The sequence below is a fragment of the Streptomyces cinnabarinus genome (assembly GCF_027270315.1).
In the GTDB taxonomy this organism is placed as follows: domain Bacteria; phylum Actinomycetota; class Actinomycetes; order Streptomycetales; family Streptomycetaceae; genus Streptomyces; species Streptomyces cinnabarinus.
This window is the reverse complement of the sequence record NZ_CP114413.1, coordinates 4,260,664-4,275,304: the sequence shown is the minus strand read 5'-3', so window position 1 is coordinate 4,275,304 and position 14,641 is coordinate 4,260,664. Positions and strand designations below refer to the sequence as shown.

Annotated in this window: 15 protein-coding genes and 1 pseudogene; 10 read left to right on the top strand and 6 right to left on the bottom strand. The window is 71.8% G+C overall.

Annotation, left to right across the window (positions count from 1 at the left end):
* The first annotated feature begins 28 nt into the window (after nucleotides 1-28).
* From STRCI_RS19185 to STRCI_RS19175, 3 genes are read left to right on the top strand one after another with little or no spacing between them, the layout of a single operon-like run.
* Nucleotides 29-2,203 (top strand): phosphotransferase family protein, encoded by a 2,175-nt coding sequence (locus tag STRCI_RS19185; protein WP_269660190.1) that lies wholly within the window; start codon nucleotides 29-31, stop codon nucleotides 2,201-2,203.
* Nucleotides 2,204-2,232: 29 nt separating this feature from the next.
* A complete protein-coding gene (locus STRCI_RS19180) occupies nucleotides 2,233-2,841 on the top strand; it encodes a TetR/AcrR family transcriptional regulator (RefSeq protein ID WP_269660189.1) in 609 nt (202 codons plus the stop codon).
* Between the two features lie 51 nt (nucleotides 2,842-2,892).
* Nucleotides 2,893-4,899, top strand: a complete 2,007-nt coding sequence (locus tag STRCI_RS19175) for a HelD family protein (protein WP_269660188.1) — start codon at nucleotides 2,893-2,895, stop codon at nucleotides 4,897-4,899.
* A gap of 6 nt (nucleotides 4,900-4,905) precedes the next feature.
* Here the strand turns inward: STRCI_RS19175 and STRCI_RS19170 are convergent, their stop codons facing one another.
* Nucleotides 4,906-5,823 carry an NAD(P)-dependent oxidoreductase gene (locus tag STRCI_RS19170; protein WP_269660187.1) on the bottom strand — a complete coding sequence of 306 codons (918 nt, stop codon included), beginning with the start codon at nucleotides 5,821-5,823 and terminating at the stop codon, nucleotides 4,906-4,908.
* 49 nt (nucleotides 5,824-5,872) lie between these two features.
* Here STRCI_RS19170 and STRCI_RS19165 point away from each other — a divergent pair, with 49 nt between their 5' ends.
* Nucleotides 5,873-6,211 (top strand): winged helix-turn-helix transcriptional regulator, encoded by a 339-nt coding sequence (locus STRCI_RS19165; RefSeq protein WP_269660186.1) that lies wholly within the window; start codon nucleotides 5,873-5,875, stop codon nucleotides 6,209-6,211.
* A gap of 69 nt (nucleotides 6,212-6,280) precedes the next feature.
* Here the strand turns inward: STRCI_RS19165 and STRCI_RS19160 are convergent, their stop codons facing one another.
* The gene (locus STRCI_RS19160) at nucleotides 6,281-6,712 is read right to left on the bottom strand and encodes a hypothetical protein (RefSeq protein WP_269660185.1); all 432 of its coding nucleotides are present in this window, start codon (nucleotides 6,710-6,712) and stop codon (nucleotides 6,281-6,283) included.
* A gap of 72 nt (nucleotides 6,713-6,784) precedes the next feature.
* Between STRCI_RS19160 and STRCI_RS19155 the strand changes: the two genes are divergently transcribed.
* From STRCI_RS19155 to STRCI_RS19145, 3 genes are all read left to right on the top strand, one after another.
* A complete protein-coding gene (locus STRCI_RS19155; RefSeq protein WP_269660184.1) occupies nucleotides 6,785-7,711 on the top strand; it encodes an NAD-dependent epimerase/dehydratase family protein in 927 nt (308 codons plus the stop codon).
* Complete coding sequence (locus STRCI_RS19150; protein ID WP_269660183.1) at nucleotides 7,708-8,643, top strand: RNA polymerase sigma-70 factor; 936 nt, start codon at nucleotides 7,708-7,710, stop codon at nucleotides 8,641-8,643. Before STRCI_RS19155 ends, STRCI_RS19150 begins: the two co-directional genes overlap by 4 nt.
* Nucleotides 8,644-8,719: 76 nt before the next feature.
* Entirely contained in the window at nucleotides 8,720-9,616 is an 897-nt protein-coding gene (locus STRCI_RS19145) for an RNA polymerase sigma-70 factor (RefSeq protein ID WP_269660182.1), read from the top strand.
* Nucleotides 9,617-9,640: 24 nt separating this feature from the next.
* On the opposite strand, the gene STRCI_RS19140 is transcribed toward STRCI_RS19145, so the two are convergent.
* The 3 genes and pseudogenes from STRCI_RS19140 to STRCI_RS19130 all read right to left on the bottom strand — a co-directional run bounded on the left by STRCI_RS19140 (nucleotide 9,641) and on the right by STRCI_RS19130 (nucleotide 11,249).
* Nucleotides 9,641-10,051, bottom strand: a complete 411-nt coding sequence (locus STRCI_RS19140) for a peptidase inhibitor (protein WP_269660181.1) — start codon at nucleotides 10,049-10,051, stop codon at nucleotides 9,641-9,643.
* A 110-nt stretch (nucleotides 10,052-10,161) separates the two neighbouring features.
* Nucleotides 10,162-10,679, bottom strand: a pseudogene (locus STRCI_RS19135) (AAA family ATPase).
* Nucleotides 10,680-10,745: 66 nt separating this feature from the next.
* Nucleotides 10,746-11,249: an NUDIX domain-containing protein gene (locus STRCI_RS19130; protein WP_418953358.1), complete on the bottom strand. Its 504-nt coding sequence runs from the start codon at nucleotides 11,247-11,249 to the stop codon at nucleotides 10,746-10,748.
* A 144-nt stretch (nucleotides 11,250-11,393) separates the two neighbouring features.
* Here STRCI_RS19130 and STRCI_RS19125 point away from each other — a divergent pair, with 144 nt between their 5' ends.
* The 3 genes from STRCI_RS19125 to STRCI_RS19115 all read left to right on the top strand — a co-directional run bounded on the left by STRCI_RS19125 (nucleotide 11,394) and on the right by STRCI_RS19115 (nucleotide 13,123).
* A complete protein-coding gene (locus STRCI_RS19125; RefSeq protein ID WP_269660179.1) occupies nucleotides 11,394-11,906 on the top strand; it encodes a helix-turn-helix domain-containing protein in 513 nt (170 codons plus the stop codon).
* 86 nt (nucleotides 11,907-11,992) lie between these two features.
* The gene (locus STRCI_RS19120) at nucleotides 11,993-12,652 is read left to right on the top strand and encodes a hypothetical protein (protein ID WP_269660178.1); all 660 of its coding nucleotides are present in this window, start codon (nucleotides 11,993-11,995) and stop codon (nucleotides 12,650-12,652) included.
* A gap of 135 nt (nucleotides 12,653-12,787) precedes the next feature.
* On the top strand, nucleotides 12,788-13,123 hold the full coding sequence (locus tag STRCI_RS19115; RefSeq protein WP_269660177.1) for a DUF2516 family protein: 336 nt from the start codon (nucleotides 12,788-12,790) through the stop codon (nucleotides 13,121-13,123).
* A 111-nt stretch (nucleotides 13,124-13,234) separates the two neighbouring features.
* Here STRCI_RS19115 and STRCI_RS19110 read toward each other — a convergent pair whose 3' ends face one another.
* Nucleotides 13,235-14,575: a PP2C family protein-serine/threonine phosphatase gene (locus tag STRCI_RS19110; protein WP_269660176.1), complete on the bottom strand. Its 1,341-nt coding sequence runs from the start codon at nucleotides 14,573-14,575 to the stop codon at nucleotides 13,235-13,237.
* Between the last annotated feature and the right edge of the window lie 66 nt (nucleotides 14,576-14,641).

Here is a 14,641-nt window from a genome sequence, read left to right as displayed (position 1 = left end):
TGTCCTGCGTGAACATCCGGAGCGGCCCGTGGGCGCACCACCTCTTCCCGGCCCCTTCCCCGGGGAACGCCCAGCGTCCGCCGCCGTCCGGGCCTTCGTCGCGCAGGCCGCCCGGCGGGGCCGCGCCACCAGCGGCCACCACAACCGGAACTACGTCCTTCCGCTCACCACGGACATGGCCCGCAGACTCGGCCGGGAGCCCGGTACCCAGGTCACCGTGCGGATGCGGCGTCCCGGGGCGCTGCCGGTCGTGGTCCGGACCTGGCCGGTCGAAGCGGAGATCCTGGCGGCCGTGGGCAAGCAGCTGCCGCATGTGCCGCAATGCCTGGCCAAGGGACCGGACTTCGCCGTCCACAGCTATGTGGAGGGCACCACGCTCGCCCGTGTCTGCGCCGACGGCAAGCCCCTCGACACCCTGCTGGTGAAGGCCCTGGCCGAGGTGTTCGCCGGGATGGCGCAGGTGCGGCGGGAGGCACTGCCCCGGCTGCCCGCGGCCTGGCCGCGCAACGACAAGGACAGCCAGGGGTTCCTGCGGACGCTGGCCCATCTCGCCGACCGGCAGGTCCGGCAGCCCAACTGGCGTGAGTTCGGCGGGCTGTTCGCCGCCCTCGGCATCCCCGAGGACGCCATGGCGCGGCTCGCCGACCGGGTCCCCGCGATGGCCAGACGGCCGTACGCCCTGCTCCACACCGATCTGCACCGCGAGAACCTGATCCTGCCGTTCGAGGCCGAGCCGCCGCTGTTCTGCGTTGACTGGGAGCTGGCCTCCTACGGCGATCCGCTGCACGACCTCGCCACGCATCTGGTGCGCATGCGCTACCCCGAGCACCAGTGGGACGAGGTCATCGGGGCGTGGGCCGAGGCGATGCGGCAGGCCCGGCCCGGTGCCGTCAACGGCCTGCGCCGGGACCTCGACCACTACCTTGACTTCGAACGCGCGCAGTCCGTCTACCCGGACGTCATGCGGGCCGCGGCCTCCCTGCGGGACCGGACCGACGACGAGAGCCTCGCCGAGGCGACGGCACGGGTGTGCCGCGCGCTGGAGGCGGCGGCCCGGCCGCTGGGGCTCGGGAACCTCCCCGGTGAGCCGGAGATCGGACGGATCCTGTTCCGCTGGCGCGAGGCGAGGGACGCGAGCCGCAGGCCACAGGCCCGGATCAGGGACTGGGATCCCGAGCGCCGTGTCCCGGAGCACCCCCGGTTCCCGAGCGCGGCCGTGTTCGAGGCCCTGCACGCGGAGGGCGCCGCCCCCGCCGGGCGGGTCTTCAAGGGCACCGGCCATCTGAACTCTGTGGTCCAGGTGCCCGGAGTGGACTTCCCGGTGGTGGTCCGGCGCAAGGTGGCCGACGCCTGCCGCCGTGAGCGGGGCTTCCTGACCGAGCACGCCGTGCTGCGGGCCATCGAGCGCTCGGGGCTGCCGATCGCGGCCCCGAAGTTCCTGGCGCTGGGCACGAGTTATCAGAGTGAACCTTTCGCCATTCACACCTACGAGGGCCCGCAGGACATCGGGCGGCCGCCCGGCCACCCCGTGCACGGCCTGCTGCCGCACGAGGCCGACCGGCTCGTCGACCAGCTCGGCGCGCTGACCCGGGTCAACTTCCGCGAGGTCGACCCGGCCGCCGGAGAGGGCCGCTTCTACACCTGGCTCAGCGAGCAGCTCGTCCAGCTCGTGGCCGAGCTGCCGAAGGAGTCCCAGCGGCTCGCCCGGCTGCTCGGCCTGCCGGACGCCCCGCGTCTCAGACAGATCCTCGCCCGGCACCGGGTCAGCGAGCGCCGCCCCGCCCTCCTCCACGGCGACCTCAACCCGTGGAACCTGGTGCGCCGCTCCGACGAGCTGGCGCTGACCCTCATCGACTGGGAGATGGCGGTCGTCGGCGATCCGCTCTACGACCTGGTCCGGCACATCCATCTCACCCCGACCCGCCCGGAGATCCGGGACCGGATGTTCGAGCGCTGGTCGAAGCGGCTGGACGCGGAGTTCACGGTCGACTGGTGGCGGGACTGGCGGGTCTACCGCTGGATCGAGATCGTCCGCTCGGCCTACATCGACCTCGACCGCCTGGTCACGGGGGCCAGCCTGGATGCCCCCAACGTCCGGCGCGCGGTGGACTCGTACGGCATGACCCTGGCCGCGGCGATCGGCTCGCTCGGCCTGCCGACCCGCCCGACCGCGAACCCGCACCTGGCCCGTGCCCTGGCCTGACCGCGTCCGGGCCTGCGTACGCTCGACGTATGAGTGAGACCGGGTTGCGGGAGCGGAAGCGGCGGCGGATGTACGAGGCCGTTTCGGAGGTGGCGATCCGGCTCTTTCTGGAGAAGGGGTTCGACGCGGTGTCGGTGGCCGAGGTGGCGGCCGCGGCGGAGATCTCCAAGCCGACGCTCTTCCGGTACTTCCCGGCCAAGGAGGATCTGGTGCTGTATCGGATCTCCGACCATGAGGACGAGTCGGCTCGGGTGGTCAGGGAGGCGGAGGCGGTCGGGGGGTCGCCCGTGGAGGCGTTGCTGCGGCATTTCCTGGCGGGACTTGATCGGTGCGATCCCGTCACCGGGCTCAACGACCACCCCCAGGTGCTCGCCTTCCACTCCCTGCTCTACGGCACTCCGGCCCTGGTCGCCCGCGCGTACACGCATCAGCAGCGGTCCGAGACCGCCCTCGCCGAGGCGCTCGGCGGCGATCTGGACGCGCGGCTGGCCGCCGGGCAGATCATGGCCGTCCAGCGGATCCTCGCGCTGGAGAACTGGCGGCGGATCTCGGAGGGGGAGCGGGTGGAGGACGTGCGGGGGGACGCGGTGGCGGCGGCTCAGCGGGCGTTCGGGCGGTTGGTGCCCCAGCTGGGTTGAGTCTGGGTTAAAAATTTAACTCGGTTACGTTTTTCGCGTACGCTCGGTGGAATGACGGCCGACGACCCTGCCCTGCGCGATCTTCTGCGCACCGAACGAGCCCACCACGACCGCTGCCGTGCCGCCCTCGACGCGATGGTCACCGGCGCCGATGAACAGGTCGTCGTCGGTGCGGACGTCTCCGCCTCCGGGGCCGACGCCGAGGTCCTCGGGTACCGGCTGCGCAGTCGGGCCAAGGCGATGCGGGAACTGCCCGAGGGGCCGCTGTTCTTCGGGCGGCTGGACTTTCGCGGGGGAGAACACGCCGGTGCGCATGCCGGTGAGAGCTACCACGTCGGCCGGCTGCGGATCACCGAGGACCCGGCCGCCCCGCCGCTCGTCGTGGACTGGCGGGCGCCCGTCTCCCGGGCCTTCTACCAGGCGAGCGCCCGCGCACCCCAAGGCGTGGCCGTGCGGCGGCGGTTCGGGTGGGCGCCCGGCAGCCGGGGGGCCTCCGCCGACCTCACCGGACTGGAGGACGAGCGTCTGGAGCGGGGCGAGTCGCAGGTCAGCGAGATCGTCACGCGGGAGATAGAACGGCCGCGGGTCGGGCCCATGCGGGACATCGCCGCGACCATCCAGCCCGAGCAGGACGACCTGGTCCGCGCCGGTCTCACCGTCTCGGTCTGTGTGCAGGGCGCCCCGGGCACCGGCAAGACGGCGGTGGGGCTGCACCGGGCCGCGTATCTCCTCTACACCCACCCCCAGCGCGTCCAGCGCTCCGGGCTGCTGATCCTCGGCCCCAACCGGACCTTCCTCGCCTACATCTCCGAGGTGCTGCCCGCGCTCGGCGAGACGGGTGTCCGCCAGTCGACCCTGCTGGAGGAGATCGCGCGGGGTCCCGCCACGGGCGCCGACCCGGAGCGGGCGGCCGTCGTCAAGCACGACGTCCGGATGGCGGAGGTGCTGCGGCGGGCCCTGTACGCGCGTGTGGTGGAGGGCGCGGGGGAGCTGGTCGTGCCGGACGGTTCGTACCGCTGGCGGGTCGGCGAGGACGAACTCGCGGGGATCGTCCGGGAGGTGCGCGCCGAGGAACCGCTGTACGGGGTCGGCCGGGAGCGGGTGCGCACCCGGATCGTGGCGGCACTGCGGCGGCGGGCCGAGCGGCGGGCCGGGCCGCGGCCGAACGCCTGGGCGCGCCGGATGGCGGGGGCGCGGGGCGCGGGTCCGTACGTCGACGCGGTGTGGCCGAGGGTGTGGCCGGAGGAGGTGCTGGCCGAACTGCTCACGCGGCAGGAGGTGTTGGCGCGGGCGGCCGGTGAACTGCTGGACGCCGACGAGCAGCGGGCGATCCTGTGGACCCGGCCGCCGCGCTCCTGGAAGTCGGCGCGCTGGTCCCCGGCCGACCTGGTCCTCCTCGACGAGCTGTCCGGCCTGATGGAACACCCACGGGGCTACGGCCATGTCGTCGTCGACGAGGCCCAGGACCTCTCCGCCATGGAGTGCCGGGCGATCGCCCGCCGGGCGCCCTTCGGCTCGCTCACGGTGCTGGGCGACCTGGCGCAGGGAACGACACCGTGGGCGGCCCGCTCGTGGCGCCCCCTGCTCACCCACCTGGGCAGGCCGGACGCCACCCTGGTCCCCCTGACCACGGGTTTCCGTATGCCCGCGGCCGTGGCGGAACTCGCGAACCGCCTCCTCCCGCACCTCGACGTGGACGTGCCCGCGGCGCGTTCCCTGCGCGCGGACGGCGAACTGACCCTGCACCGGACCCACCCGGTCGAGATGGCGGAAACGGTCGCGAAGGCGGTACGGCACGCACTCACCCAGGAGGGCGCCATCGGCGTGATCGCCGCCGACGCGGACGTCCCGCGCCTGCGCGACGCCCTCCCCGGCGACCCCCGCGTCACCCTGACCCCGGCCGGTCTCTGCAAGGGTCTGGAGTACGACCACGTGATCGTCGTCGAGCCCAGCACCATCGCGGAGTCGGAGGAACGGGGCCTGCACCGCCTCTACGTGGCCCTGACGCGGGCGGTGTCACGACTCGACGTGGTGCATACGCGGGGGTTGCCGTTCTGAGCCGGACTACTTGGGCCGGCCGGTCAGCAGGTCGGCCACCCGGATGAAGCCGCCCGTGCCGTGGCCCTGGGCCACCACCCGGCGGGCGTAGCCCTCGATCAGGCGCATCAGGCTCGCGTCGATGCCGTGGGACTCGGAGGCGTGGACGACGTGGCTCATGGTGGAGACGGCGGAGGTGATGGGGTTGAGCTCGCCGGAGTACGTGGCCTCGTCCAGGTCCGTGGCGAACTCCGTGAAGAGGTCCGGCAGGATCGCGGCGATGCCTCCGGCGAAGGGGGCCAGCTCACGGCCCGTGATGCCCTCGGCGCGGGCCACCGCGAGGGCGTGCGCGTAGCCCGCCATCGTCGTCCAGAAGATGTCGAGCAGGGCGACGTCGTAGGCGGCGGCCCGGCCGATGTCCTCGCCGAGGTGGGTGTGGCTGCCGCCCAGGACGGCGAGCGTGTGGTGGTGCCGGTCGTAGAGGTCCTTCGGGCCGCTCAGGATGAACACCGCGTCCGGCGTGCCGATGCTCGGCGTCGGGGTCATGATCGCGCCGTCGAGGTAGGAGATCCCGTGCGCGTCCGCCCACTCCGAGGTGGACCGCGAGCGGTCCGGGATGTCGGCGGTGAGGTTGACGACGGTACGGCCCTTCAGCGCGGCGGTGACCTCGTCCTGGCGCAGGATCGCGTCGGAGGCGTCGTAGTTCACGACGCAGACCACGGTCAGCGGGCTCGCCGCGACCGCCTCCGCCGCCGTGGCCGCGCTGATCGCGCCGGCGGCGACCAGGTCACGGTCGCGGCCCGGCGTACGGTTCCACACCGTGGTCCGTACTCCCGCCGCCACGAAGGCCCCGGCCAGCGCGCGGCCCATCGGTCCGAGGCCGATGACCGTGACGGCGGACTCGGCGACGGATTCGGTGACGGCAGACTGGTCGTACGTGGACATGCTTCTTCAACTCCCATAAGCGAATACGTGCGTATAAAAAGGGGCGATGATGACGCGCAGCCGTGCTCATGATCCGAACGTCTGTGGAGTGACCGCCGCCATCGCGGTGATCGACGGCAAGTGGAAGACGGGCGTGTTGTGGCTGCTGGAATCAGGCCCGCAGCGCCCCGGTGAACTGCGGCGCAAACTGCCCGGGCTCAGCGAGAAGGTGCTGACGCAGGCGTTGCGCGAGATGGTGGAGGACGGTCTGGTGCACCGGGAGGTGCATGACGTGCTCCCGCTGAAGACGGTCTACTCGCTGACCGACTTCGGCCGTGAACTCTCCGGACTCCTCGGCCCCCTCTCCGACTGGGGTCACCGCCGACTGGAGCGGCTGGCGGCTTCCTGATCAGGTGAGTTCAGCCTCGCTGGTGCGCGGGGCGGTGCCAAGTACCCACTTTTTTGTGGGTACGGACGGTCACAGATAGTCGAAGAAGCGGGTCCACCAGGTCGCCCCGGGGACGTGGTCGGCGAGCGGGGTCACCCCGTCGTACGGGTGCCGGAGCGGCTGAGGCGGTACGACGTCGTAGCCGAGCCCGGAGAGCACCGCCTCGGACTGCCCGTCCGGTGCCGGCGCGGTGAACGCGGCGAGATCGCCGTAGTTGCTGAGCCGTACCCCGAAGCCGGGGCCGCTCACGGTGAAGCCGAAGGAGGCGTCCTGCACGGCGTCGTCCAGCAGCCACCCGGGGCCGAGGGCCCGCGTGAGGCGGCGGGCCTGGGCTCGCGCCCGCTCGCGGTCGTACCCGTCGGGGAACTCCAGGTGGTCCGGCCCGGGGAGCCGGTCCAGGGTGCGCAGCAGATCCAGAAGCCGCGGGTCGTCGTGCATGGTGAGGAGCTTACGGCGGGGCATGTCACAGGACGGTGGGGCTGTCTCGTCCCAGGGAGTGAGGGGCGGGTACACGGAACCGGGAAGGTGAGGGTCATGCGGGTCTTCGTGGCGGGTGGAGCCGGGATGCTGGGCCGTCGGCTGGTGCCGCGTCTTGTGGCCCGTGGGCACGAGGTGACGGCGACCACGACCGGCGCGGGCAAGGTCGCGCTGCTGGAGCGGCTCGGCGCGCGGGCGGTCGTGATGGACGGGCTGGACGCGATGTCGGTCGGCGAGGCGGTGGGCACGGCCCGGCCGGACGCGATCGTGCACCAGATGACCGCCATCCGCGGCAAGCCCGACATCCGGCACATGGACCGCTGGTTCGCCGTCACCAACCGCCTGCGCACCGAGGGCACCGACCATCTGCTGGCCGCCGCCGAGGCGACCGGCGTCCGGCATGTCGTCGCGCAGAGCTACGGCGGCTGGAACGGGATCCAGGAAGGCGGCTGGATCAAGACCGAGGACGATCCGACGGACCCCATGACGGGCACGGCCGCCGAGCCGGTCATGACGGCGATCCGGCACGTCGAGGACGCCGTCACCAAGGCGGGCGGCGTGGCACTGCGCTACGGCGCGTTCTACGGCGACGGCGCCCTCGACAGCCAGATCGCGCTGCTCCGGAAACGGCAGTTCCCGCTGGTCGGACAGGGCACCGGGTACTGCTCGTGGATCCACCTCGACGACGCGGCGAGCGCTACGGTGCTGGCGCTGGAGCAGCGGGCGACGGGCGTGTACGACATCGTCGACGACGAACCCGCCCCGGCCGCCCAGTGGCTGCCGTACCTGGCGGACTGCGTGGACGCGAAGCCGCCGATGCGGGTGCCGGTGTGGCTGGCGCGGCTGCTGGCGGGGGAGGTCGCGGTGGCGATGATGACGCGGGGGCGCGGTTTCTCCAACGCGAAGGCGAAGCGGGAGCTGGGCTGGGAGCCGCGGTACCCGTCGTGGCGTGAAGGGTTCAGGAAAGAGGAGTCCTCGGCGTGACCCGTACCGACGATTTCGAGGAACTGCGGCCCCTGCTGTTCGCCATCGCCTACCGGATCCTCGGCAGCGTCAGTGAGGCGGAGGACGCGGTGCAGGAGACCTGGCTGCGCTGGGAGGCGGTGGCGACCCGGCCCGCGTCGACCAAGGCGTATCTGTCGGCGGTGGTCACCCGGATCTCTATCGACGTCCTGCGTTCGGCGCGGGTCCGCCGGGAGCAGTACGTCGGCCCCTGGTTCCCCGAGCCCCTGCTGAACGACCCCTACGAGGACCCGGAGCGCTCGGCGGAGCTGGCGGACTCGCTGTCGATGGCGGCGCTGGTCCTGCTGGAGCGGCTGTCCCCGCTGGAGCGGGCGGTGTTCGTGCTGCGGGACGTGTTCGGCTTCGGCTTCCCGGAGATCGCCTCGGCGGTGGACCGCTCGGAGTCGGCCTGCCGTCAGCTGGCGGTACGGGCGCGGCGGCACATGGACGCGGGGCGGCCCCGTTTCGAGGCGGACCGCAAGGAGCGCGAGGAGCTGGCGGAGCGGTTCTTCGACGCGTTCCGGGAGGGGGACGTCGACGGGCTGCGGGAGCTGCTGGCCGGGGACGTCCAGATGGTCGGCGACGGCGGCGGGAAGGCCCCGCAGTGGGCGCGGGCCATCGCGGGCGCCGAGCATGTGTCCCGGCTGCTGGTGGCGCTGGCGCACCCCTTCGTCCAGATCGGCGTGGGCGCCGAGCCGCACGAGATCAACGGCCAGCCGGGTGTGATCTTCCGGGACCGCGACGGCAAGGTCATCAACATCATGGCGCTCGACATCGCGGACGGCCGGATCCAGACCATCCGCTCGGTGATCAACCCCGAGAAGCTGACCCACCTGGGCCCGGTGGCGGACGCCTGGGCGGTGATGCGGGAGGCGAACCGGGCGCGGCGGGAGGGGGCGGAGTCCGGAAGGTGATCCGGATCACCCGGTGTCACAGCGGTCCCGGACGCGGTGTCTGGTGTGCGGACCCACTGGAGGGAAGACACCGACCATGAGTGATCACGCCACCGACGCGGCGACGGACGTCTTCGTCGCCCACCGCAATCTGCTCTTCACCGTCGCCTACGAGATGCTCGGCTCGGCGGCCGACGCGGAGGACGTCCTCCAGGAGACCTGGCTGCGCTGGGTCGCGCTCGACCTGGACGAGGTGCGCGACCCCCGCGCCTACCTGGTGCGGATCACCACCCGCCAGTCGCTCAACCGACTGCGCACCATGAAGCGCCGCAGGGAGGCCTATGTCGGCCCCTGGCTGCCCGAACCCCTGCTCACCTCGCCGGACGTGGCCGAGGACGCCGAACTCGCCGAGAGCGTCTCGATGGCGCTGATGCTCGTCCTGGAGACACTCACACCGACCGAACGCGCCGTCTTCGTCCTGCGCGAGGTCTTCGATGTCGGCTACGACGAGATCGCCACCGCCGTCGACAAGTCCCCGGCCGCCGTACGCCAGATCGCCCACCGTGCCCGGCTCCACGTCGAGGCCCGCCGCCCCCGCGAGGCGGTCTCCGCCGACCGGACCCGCGCGGCGCTGGACTCCTTCCGCCGCACCATCGAGACCGGCGACCTCCAGGGCCTCCTGGACGTCCTCGCCCCCGACGTGGTCCTCATGACCGACGGCGGCGGCGTCAAGCAGGCCGCGATCCGCCCCGTCATCGGCGCCGACCGCGTGGGCCGCTACATCATCGGCGGCACCGGAAAGGCCCCGGTCACCATCGACTACGTGCCCACCGTGGTGAACGGCCACCCGGCCCTCGCCCTGCACGCCGACGGCGTCACCGACGGCATCATGGCCATCCGTTTCGAGTCCGACCGCATCACCGGCATCTACTACGTCCGCAACCCCGAGAAGCTGACCCACATCGCTTCGGAGACCCGGCTGACGCTGCGCTGAACTCCGTGACGAAGACGGCTGCTTCTACGGTCGCCTGGCGCCGCCAATGCAGATGTACCCGTTGTCGCCGAAGTTCCCGCTCTTGCTGTCGGAGCTGAAGCCGCCGGACCGGATGGTGCCGTCGAGATGGAGGGTGTACTTGATGGGGTCCAGGTGGTAGACGTCGACCTTCACCGGCAGCCGGTTCCAGTACGACCCGATGCCCCAAGTGAACGTGCCGACGCCGTACTTGGGATCGGTCAGGTCGAAGCAGGCCGCGGTGCTGCGAGCCACGAACTCCGGGTTCGTCACCCACCCGGTGCGCTGCCAGAGACACAGCGCGTTCGCCGGGCAGTTGTCCTTCGCCGCCGAGGCGGGCGACGTGGTCGCCGCCAGTCCGCCCACGGCCAGTCCGCCGGCGAGTGCCAAATTCACGAGCTTTCGCTTGAAGTTCACTACTACTCCTGGTCAGAGAGTGCACAGTGTGGTGTTGCGCGGCGGCACCATCCTTCCGACCCTCGATCCCCCTTTCCACGTCGGGAAATTGCAGACAAATCCATGACCGCTCACGCCTTGACCGCCTCCGCGATCCGCTGGGCGGCCTGCGCCGGCGTGAGGTGCGTGGTGTCGACGACCTCGGCCTCGGCGTGCAGCCAGGTGCGGGCCGCCTCGGCGTAGGGCTCCAGGTACCGGAGGCGGAAGGCGGACGGGCCCATGACTGTGTCCCCCTCGATGCGCCCGCGCAGGGTGTCCTGGTCGGCGTGGAGGACGAAGTGCCGTACCGGAATGGCGTGCTGGGCGAGACCCGCGCTGATCTCCCGCCAGTACTCCTCGACCAGGACGGTCATCGGCATCACCAGGGTGCCGCCGGTGTAGTCGAGCACGTGCCGGGCGGTCTCGACGACGAGCGGCCGCCACGGCGGCCAGTGCTGGAAGTTGTCGGTCCCGGGCAGCCCCGGCGAGATGTCCATGAGCGTCTCGCCGACCTTCTCCGCATCTAACACCCGCGAGTCAGGAGCCGCTGCACGAGCGAACTGGTCGTCGTCTTGCCCGCGCCGTGGGTGCCGTTGAGCCATACGATCATGGCCCCGACGCTAGGGCCTGTCGTCACCGGGCCGGGAATGAGCCCGGAAGGTGTCGTCCTCCGGGGTCAGGACCGCGTGGCCGGGGATGCGGGATACCGGCTGAAGACCTCGTGGCTGTCGGGGGTGAAACGCCACTCCAGCAGGGCCGACCGCAGCTCCGGCTCGGTCAGCCGGCCATGCCAGGCGACCTCCTCGGGATCGGGGACCACGGAGTCCGGCACCAGGGCCTCGTGCACGCCGAGCCAGTGAGGGCTCAGTCCGCCGCGGTTGAGGAACGTGAACAGCAGGCGCGGCAGCACATGGATGCCCAGCTCTTCGGCCAGCTCCCGCGCGGCGGCCTGTTCATAGGACTCACCGACAGCCACGGCGCCACCGACCACGACCTCGTAGCGCCCGGGGTAGCGCGACAGCTGCTCCGACCGCCGGTGGACGAGGATCCGCCCGCGCTCATCACGGCACACCGTCACGGCGACCCGGTGCAGCCACCCCTCCCGGACGGCCTGCCGGCGGCTGACCACCACCCCCAGCTCACGATCCCGGTCGTCGACACGCTCCACCAGTTCCTCCACGACGCACACCCTGGCAGAGCACACTGACAACGCCGCGTCCCGAGAGCACCCGTACCAGGGGGCCGCACCGGGCCCGGCATGACCTAGCGCACTTTTGCAAGCGGGTGCTTGCAATAGTTAGCGCGACTGGGGCAAGGTGGGGGTATGGCAACGCTCAACGTCGGCAATCTCGGTGAGTACCTGCGCGAGCAGCGGCGCAACGCCCAGCTCTCGCTGCGGCAGCTCGCCGAGGCCGCCGGGGTGTCCAATCCGTATCTGAGCCAGATCGAGCGCGGGCTGCGCAAGCCGAGCGCGGAGGTGCTCCAGCAGGTCGCCAAGGCGCTGCGGATCTCCGCCGAGACGCTGTATGTGCGGGCCGGGATCCTGGACGCCGAACGGGACCGGGACGAGGTGGAGACGCGCGCCGTCATCCTCGCCGACCCCACGCTGACCGAGCAGCAGAAGCAGGTGCTGCTCCAGATCTACGAGTCGTTCCGCAAGGAGAACGGCTTCGGGATCACGGCGGCCGAGGACACCGACGTGGCGCGTCACGGGCACGACGACGTGCCGGATGCGCCGGAAACGCTCGATGCGCTCGATCCGTCAGACCCGCTCGATCCGCAGAACGCACCGGACGACACCGAGGACCCGCGGGAGCCGCGGCAGTCGGCCGGCTGAGCCGGGCAACCGGCCGCCGTCGCACCGCCCCGGCGGGACCTCACCACAAAACCCTCAGCTCCAAGCGACCCGGGAGGACCAGCACCATGGCCATCACCGACGACCTCCGCAAGACCTTCAGCGACCCGACTCCCCTCTACTTCGCCGCCGGCACCGCGGACCTGGCCTTCCAGCAGGCAAAGAAGGTCCCCGGCCTGGTGGAGCAGCTGCGCGCCGAGGCCCCGGCCCGGATCGAGGCCGTGCGCGGCACCGACCCCAAGGCCGTCCAGGAGCGGGCCGCCGCCCGTGCCAAGGAGGCCGGCGCCCGCGTCAAGGAGACGCAGGAGACCCTCCAGGCCCGGGTCAACGAGTTCATCAGCACCCTCGACGGCGACCTGAAGAAGCTCGGCACCACCCTCGACGCCGACCTCAAGAAGCTCGGCGAGTCCGCCCAGGACATCGCGCTGCGCGGCGTCGGCGTGGCCGCCGAGTACGCCGTCAAGGCCCGCGAGACCTACGAGAAGGTCGCCGAGCACGGCGAGCAGGCCGTGAAGACCTGGCGCGGCGAGGTGGCCGAGGAGATCGAGGAGCTGGCCGTGGCCGTCGAGCCGAAGGCCGAGCCCGTCGAGGTCAAGGACGAGGCCAAGGCGGACAAGCCGGCCGAGGCCAAGCCCGCCACGGCGGCCGCTCCGGCGAAGAAGCCCGTCGCCAAGAAGTCCGCTCCGCGCAAGGCCACCGCGAAGAAGACGACCCCGCCGGCGAAGTAAGCGGCGCCCGGGGCGATAACCGGACGGGTCGGGCACTTACCGGGTGCTCGGCCCGTTGACCGGGTAGCGGGCGGGCGGTTGCGGGTACGGTGACCGCGTAGGGACGAGCCGAGTCGGGTGGTGGACGTTGTGCTGATGCAGGGCTTCGCAAACTTCATGTGGCTGCTGAGCATGGCCCTGATCCTTTTCAGCGGCTTCGCGCTGATCGACGCCGCCACGCGCCGCGAGGACGCCTACCGTGCGGCCGACAAGAAGACCAAGCCGTTCTGGCTGATCATCCTCGCCCTCGCCTTCGTGGTGAACCTGATCTTCAACATCCTGTCGTTCCTGCCGATCATCGGCCTCATCGCCACGATCGTCTACATGGTCGACGTCCGCCCGGCACTGCGCTCGCTGCCCGGTGGTGGCCGCAACCAGCGCCGCGGCTCCAGCAGCGATGGCCCCTACGGGCCGTGGAACGGCGGCCGCTGAACCAGGAGTACGGGGAGCGCGCCCCATCAGGGGCGCGGGGAACTGCGCGACCAGCCACGACGAACCCGCAGACGGCCTACGACAGCCCCCGCAACGGCGCCGAACCGCTGCTCACGCCACCCGATCCAGCAGCAACACAGCCACGTCATCGGTCAGCTCGCCGCCATTGAGGTCCCGCACCTCGTTCACCGCGGCCCGGAGCAGAGCCTCGCCCTGCAACCCCTCCGCCAGCTGCCGCCGAACCATGGACACCATCCCGTCCTGCCCCAGCCGCTCCCGACCCTCGCCGATCCGTCCCTCGATCAGCCCGTCGGTATAGAGCATCAGGCTCCACTCGGCCCCCAGCTCGACCTGCGTCCGAGGCCACCGGGCCCCAGGCAGCAGACCCAGCGCAGGCCCGTTCTTCTCATACGGAAGCAGCCGGGCCGCCCGTCCGGGCCGGGCGAGCAGCGGCGACGGATGCCCGGCCAGACACAGCCCGGCACGACGACCGTCCGGCGCGATGTCAACGGTGCACAGTGTCGCGAAGATCTCGTCGTCCGCCCGCTCGTGCTCCAGCACCTGCTGAAGCGTCCCCAGCAGCTCGTCCCCGCACAGCCCGGCCAGCGTCAGCGCCCGCCAGGCGATCCGCAGCTCGACACCGAGCGCGGCCTCGTCGGGCCCGTGTCCGCAGACGTCACCGATCATCGCGTGCACGGTCCCGTCGGAGGTCCGTACGACGTCGTAGAAGTCACCGCCGAGCAGCGCCCGCGACCGGCCGGGCCGGTAGCGCGCGGCGAACCGCAGCGGTGAGCCCTCCAGCAGCGGCGTAGGCAGCAGCCCACGCTCCAGGCGGCGGTTCTCCTGGGCGCGGACGCGGCCCTCGGCGAGACGCCGCTCCGCGGAGTCGGAACGTTTCCGCTCCACCGCGTACCGGATCGCGCGGCTCAGCAGCCGGCCGTCCAGTTCGTCCCGGTGGAGATAGTCCTGGGCGCCCACCCGCACCGCCTCCGCGCCGCGCTCCGCGTCACCGGACGCGGTGAGGGCGAGGACGGCGTGCCGGGGCGCGAGCTCCAGCACGTGCTTGAGCACGGCGAGCTCGTCACTGTCGTCGCCGCGGCCGGGCGCGGACAGCGCCAGGTCCAGCAGGATGCAGTGGACGTCGTCGGTCAGCAGCCGCTCGGCCTCGGTGAGGTTGCGGGCGGTGCGGACGCGGATCGGCCTGCCGGAGCGGTCGAGCAGCTCGGGCAGCACCGTGGAGCCGCCGGGATCGTCCTCGATCAGCAGCAGCGTCAGATGGGGGTGCGCGGCGCCGTTGGCACCGGTGTGGTGCGTGTTCTCGGTGTGCTCGCCCGTGTTGTCCGGGCGCGGGGCCGGCTCGGCCGAGGGGCCGCCGTTGATGGGTGCGGCCGTCGGCGCCTGACCACTCTCCACGGCCGGGATCGCTCTCTGCCGCGGTACGGGTACGGGCATCGTCTTGGGTTCCTTCCCTCCCCCCGAGGGCATGGCGGGGACGAGGGACCTCGACCCACCGACGGG

Coding starts and splice junctions, on each gene's coding strand:
- STRCI_RS19180 (WP_269660189.1), top strand. CDS start 2,233: ATGAGTGAGACCGGGTTGCGGGAGCGGAAGCGGCGGCGGATGTACGAG.
- STRCI_RS19175 (WP_269660188.1), top strand. CDS start 2,893: ATGACGGCCGACGACCCTGCCCTGCGCGATCTTCTGCGCACCGAACGA.
- STRCI_RS19170 (WP_269660187.1), bottom strand. CDS start 5,823: ATGTCCACGTACGACCAGTCTGCCGTCACCGAATCCGTCGCCGAGTCC.
- STRCI_RS19165 (WP_269660186.1), top strand. CDS start 5,873: ATGACGCGCAGCCGTGCTCATGATCCGAACGTCTGTGGAGTGACCGCC.
- STRCI_RS19160 (WP_269660185.1), bottom strand. CDS start 6,712: ATGCCCCGCCGTAAGCTCCTCACCATGCACGACGACCCGCGGCTTCTG.
- STRCI_RS19155 (WP_269660184.1), top strand. CDS start 6,785: ATGCGGGTCTTCGTGGCGGGTGGAGCCGGGATGCTGGGCCGTCGGCTG.
- STRCI_RS19145 (WP_269660182.1), top strand. CDS start 8,720: ATGAGTGATCACGCCACCGACGCGGCGACGGACGTCTTCGTCGCCCAC.
- STRCI_RS19125 (WP_269660179.1), top strand. CDS start 11,394: ATGGCAACGCTCAACGTCGGCAATCTCGGTGAGTACCTGCGCGAGCAG.
- STRCI_RS19120 (WP_269660178.1), top strand. CDS start 11,993: ATGGCCATCACCGACGACCTCCGCAAGACCTTCAGCGACCCGACTCCC.
- STRCI_RS19115 (WP_269660177.1), top strand. CDS start 12,788: ATGCAGGGCTTCGCAAACTTCATGTGGCTGCTGAGCATGGCCCTGATC.
- STRCI_RS19110 (WP_269660176.1), bottom strand. CDS start 14,575: ATGCCCGTACCCGTACCGCGGCAGAGAGCGATCCCGGCCGTGGAGAGT.